Genomic DNA, 2,051 nt, shown 5'->3' on the forward strand with positions numbered 1-2,051 from the left:
AAGGCAATGCCTTACGACCATTTGCTCAATCAGAGCAGACGGCCTTCACCGCAGGCGTACCTTTATTTCACCATCATTTCCTGTTGTATTTCTGCTTCCCAGCACTCGCAAGAACTCGCTTACTTTCGGCATCGAAGCTGGCAATCAGTTTGTCTGCGAAACCCTCACCGGAAGGGATTTTCAAGTCAAAAATTTCATTTTCACGCGCTTCCTCACGAGCAAGGTAGGAAATGAAGGCATCGGTGCGTTTCAATCGAATGGAAACTCGCTCAGCTCGATCCCGTGCAAGGAAGAGTCTGTACTCATCATTTGCGAAGCTCGTAATGCTATTGCAAACCTCCTCATCGTAGTAGTTGCAATCCGCACACACGAGATCGAGGTACGTGAAAGTGAACGCCAGCTCATTCAACATATACAAGCCATAATTCGTTGTTCTAACTTGGTCGACTGTGTCATTGAAGAAATCAAGCCTGTTGTTCGCTTCTACAAAGCCGTGACGGAGCAAAACATCCATGCATAGAGAGAAATCATCAACCATACGAAAGGTTTCAGCGAAATAGGCCTTGAGCTCAGCAATCGAAACAAACTCTGTCGAACCTTTCCCAATATTCTTTGCCAGCCGACGAAGAATCCTCAAACTTGTAAAGTGTGAGGCAAGTCGACTATCCCTAGCCTGGAAGATATTCGGAATGTCGCTCAATTGCTCATCATAGAAGTACCGCGTGGGCACCATCACGGGCTTAATAACTTGATGAATCTGAAAATTCCAGCGACCGACATCAAGCATCTCCTGCACATTTGTATAGCCAGAGAGCAGAAACGATCGAAACAAGTCGAGAGTCAACCTTATGTCTCCATGACCGCAGGCAGTCAAGAAACTGTTCAAAGGCGAGCTAGAATTCCGAATCCCGCTCGCCACAATCTCGAGATATTTGCAGCAATCATTAATAATGTCTTGGTCTGAAACATGGGTTACTTCTGGTCGCCTGCGATCATCCCGTAGCATCTCGACCGTGTACTCTAGGCGTTTTAGAAAGACGGTTGATGGTTTAGGCGAACTAAGATGAAAACCAGAGTTCTGGAATGCATCAAGAACCCCATGAATCTTGGAGTTATGGAACCGTTCCTCTCGCATTGAAATCAAAGTGACGCAGGCGAGACTTCTTGATATCTCTTGCGCTGTAGTGAAGCAGAAATCCTGCCCGGGGCCGCTGTACTGGTCCGTGTTATCTATGACCACCACTACTCCCTTGCCGGCCCGCGCCCACCTCTGCGCCAGTTTAACCGCACAGTACTCTAGATCGGCCTTCCAAGTCGCAATTAGTCCATTGAGGCGATCATTATAGAGCTCACCACCCCTTGGCAGCCCAGAAAGATCTTGCCGGGCTGCAATTTCAAATCTATCACTGAACAGTTCTCGGAGAAGCGTTTCACGCGAAGATGTCAGAATCTTCTCTTCATCAAGATCGTTGACTAGGCGCCGCCAGATCTCAGTGTGAATCCTTGACATATCCTCCGGAACGTCAAGCATGTCGACAACAGCTGAGATAGAATTCTCTTTCAACCACCTTGGCGGCGTGTGTTTCAGCAACCTCCTAATGAATGTCGATTTTCCTGCACCCTTTCCTCCGAAGAGCACAAGAACCTCGCCTCCCCTGGCATTCTTTATGTTCTTCGTTATTCGGCCTCCGATGGCCCCTCCCTTCCCAGTATCATCAAGCTGTTCAACGCCATACTCTTCGAAGTATGGCGTCAATGAATCTTTGATCACAGATCTCATGCCGGTCAAGACTTCAGAATAATTTCTGTCTGCCACATAGCAACGATCCATTAACTCAATTTGATCATCCGCAATGACGCCAAAAAATCTGTTTACAATCGGCCGCAGTGTGGGCGCGAGTCTATTTGAGGTGATGGGGTGAGAATACGGCCCTATGCGATCCTTGGCGATGAATACTTGCCGATCCTTGGGGGGCGCGCTTGGCTCTGTTGCACAAATCGGCTTAAGGCCGAGGTTCCCCTTTCCCCGGACGGACTTATCCCACAGCTTC

Annotated in this window: 1 protein-coding gene; it reads right to left on the minus strand. The window is 48.4% G+C overall.

Translation table 11 applies throughout. The annotated features are described in order from the left end of the window. Positions 1 to 73: 73 nt before the first annotated feature. A partial coding sequence (locus tag ACFOMP_RS19790; protein ID WP_379033780.1) for an ATP-binding protein occupies positions 74 to 2,051 on the minus strand: 1,978 nt, incomplete at its 5' end.

The sequence above is a fragment of the Paracoccus simplex genome, assembly GCF_042648325.1.
Taxonomy (GTDB): domain Bacteria; phylum Pseudomonadota; class Alphaproteobacteria; order Rhodobacterales; family Rhodobacteraceae; genus Paracoccus; species Paracoccus simplex.